General features: G+C 59.7%; 3 protein-coding genes. 1 reads left to right on the forward strand and 2 read right to left on the reverse strand.

The annotated features are described in order from the left end of the window. Together WA702_RS27480 and clpS are read right to left on the reverse strand one after the other, a co-directional pair. On the reverse strand, window positions 1–653 hold a 653-nt coding region (locus WA702_RS27480; protein WP_425113686.1), incomplete at its 3' end, for a Clp protease N-terminal domain-containing protein. Between the two features lie 322 nt (window positions 654–975). Then, window positions 976–1,308 carry an ATP-dependent Clp protease adapter ClpS gene (gene clpS, locus WA702_RS27485; protein WP_425113687.1) on the reverse strand — a complete coding sequence of 111 codons (333 nt, stop codon included), beginning with the start codon at window positions 1,306–1,308 and terminating at the stop codon, window positions 976–978. 446 nt (window positions 1,309–1,754) lie between these two features. Between clpS and WA702_RS27490 the strand changes: the two genes are divergently transcribed. Then, window positions 1,755–1,911: pilus assembly protein TadG-related protein (locus WA702_RS27490; RefSeq protein ID WP_425113688.1), on the forward strand; the 157-nt coding region annotated here is incomplete at its 3' end.

Genomic DNA, 1,911 nt, shown 5'->3' on the forward strand with positions numbered 1-1,911 from the left:
GGGTTGTTCTTCTGGCGGCGGCACAGCACCTGGATGGCGCGGTTGATCTCGGAGTTACGGCCGATGACCGGATCGATCTTGCCGTCGCGCGCCTTCTTGTTGAGATTGACACAGTAGGTTTCCAGCGCCTCCCCCTTCTTCTTGGAGTCGTCGTTGCCCTTCGCCTCGGTCTCTTCGTCGACGCCGCGAACCGGGCGCGCCTCGGAAACGCCGGGCCGCTTGGCGATGCCATGGCTGATATAGTTGACCGCGTCGTAGCGGGTCATGTCCTGCTCTTGCAGGAAATAGGCGGCGTGGCTCTCGCGCTCGGCGAAGATCGCGATCAGCACATTGGCACCCGTCACCTCCTCGCGGCCGGATGACTGGACATGAATCACCGCGCGCTGGATCACGCGCTGGAAACCCGCGGTCGGCTTGGCGTCGTCGCTGCCGTCCGTGACCAGGTTTTCGAATTCGGTTTCGAGATAGTTCACAAGGCTCGTGCGAAGCTTGTCGAGATCGACGCTGCAGGCGCGCATCACGGCCGCCGCGTCGGAGTCGTCGATCAGCGACAACAGAAGATGCTCGAGCGTCGCGTATTGATGATGACGCTCGTTGGCAATCGCCAGCGCACGATGCAGGGATTGTTCAAGGCTTTGAGAAAAAGTCGGCATGCGCGTCCTCTATGGCCCCTTGCCATCATGATCGCCGCCGCCGGGTCAGGCAACAACAACCTTGCCTCAATATAGATATAACCGAACGTGACGAAAGACCGCTGATGCCCTTCGATCGCGCATTCACTGGATCGTTAATGCAAAAGCCGTTCCGATTGGGCCGAACGGCAGGCCGGCACTTTGAATCGCTCTGGTTTCGAATCGCGCCTGGTGTTGCCGATTCTTCCCGACAAACGACCGTACTATTCCGGAGAACGGCCAACGACGCCGATTGAGCCGTCTGGTCGTTGCTTCTGCCTGCTTCGAGCTTAGAAGCCGGCGGCTATTTCTTCTCCATCACACATTGCAATGGATGCTGGTGCTTGCGGGCAAAATCCATCACCTGAGTCACCTTGGTTTCGGCAATCTCGTAGGTGAACACGCCGCATTCACCAATGCCATGATGGTGCACGTGAAGCATGATCTTGGTCGCGGCCTCGACGTCCTTCTGGAAGAATTTCTCCAGGACGTGGACCACGAACTCCATCGGCGTGTAATCGTCGTTGAGGATCAAGACCCGATAGAGATTCGGACGTTTGGTCTTCGGCTTGACCTTGGTGATGACTGACGTCGCCGGGCCGCCGGTTCCACCTGACCGATTTTCGTTGCTGCTCATCCTTGGCGCTGACAGATCAAATCTGGACGTTGGCTGCGACATTTCACACGCGTTAGATATTGATGCGGGATCCTGAATTCGAGGTTTCCCGCCTGCCCCTCACCGGGGCCATTCTGGCTGCCCGGACATTTTCCAGATCGCCGGCTCCAGCCGGCGGTCCCATCGGGGCCGGCCTCCGGAATATGGGTCAGTTACCCGCTCGCCGCAAGCGTCCGAACCACGGCCACCCGAAGCGCCGGCAAGACCGACTCCCGCCCGGCGACAGCCATCAAGGTTAATCAAATCGGCCGCATTTTTCAAAGCCGATTCAGCCGCCCTTAACGAGGAACCCTTTTTGTCGGTCGTTCGCCGGCAGCCCTGGGCATTGGGCCGGATTTCTGCATCCCGATTTACCGGCCCTTCAACTTCGCAAACCGAAATACCGCGAGACATCACTGGTGACCGACATGACACGTGCATACCTCGCGCTTCTGTTCCGCCGTGCCGCGCGCCGCTTCGGCAGCGACCCATCCGGCAACATCGCCATCACCTTCGCCCTTGCGCTGATTCCGATCCTGACCTTCGTCGGAGCGGCGGTCGACTACAGCCGCGCCAATGCCGCGC

The sequence above is a fragment of the Bradyrhizobium sp. genome (assembly GCF_049798375.1).
Classification (GTDB): Bacteria; Pseudomonadota; Alphaproteobacteria; order Rhizobiales; family Xanthobacteraceae; genus Bradyrhizobium.

Coding starts and splice junctions, on each gene's coding strand:
- clpS (WP_425113687.1), bottom strand. CDS start 1,308: ATGAGCAGCAACGAAAATCGGTCAGGTGGAACCGGCGGCCCGGCGACG.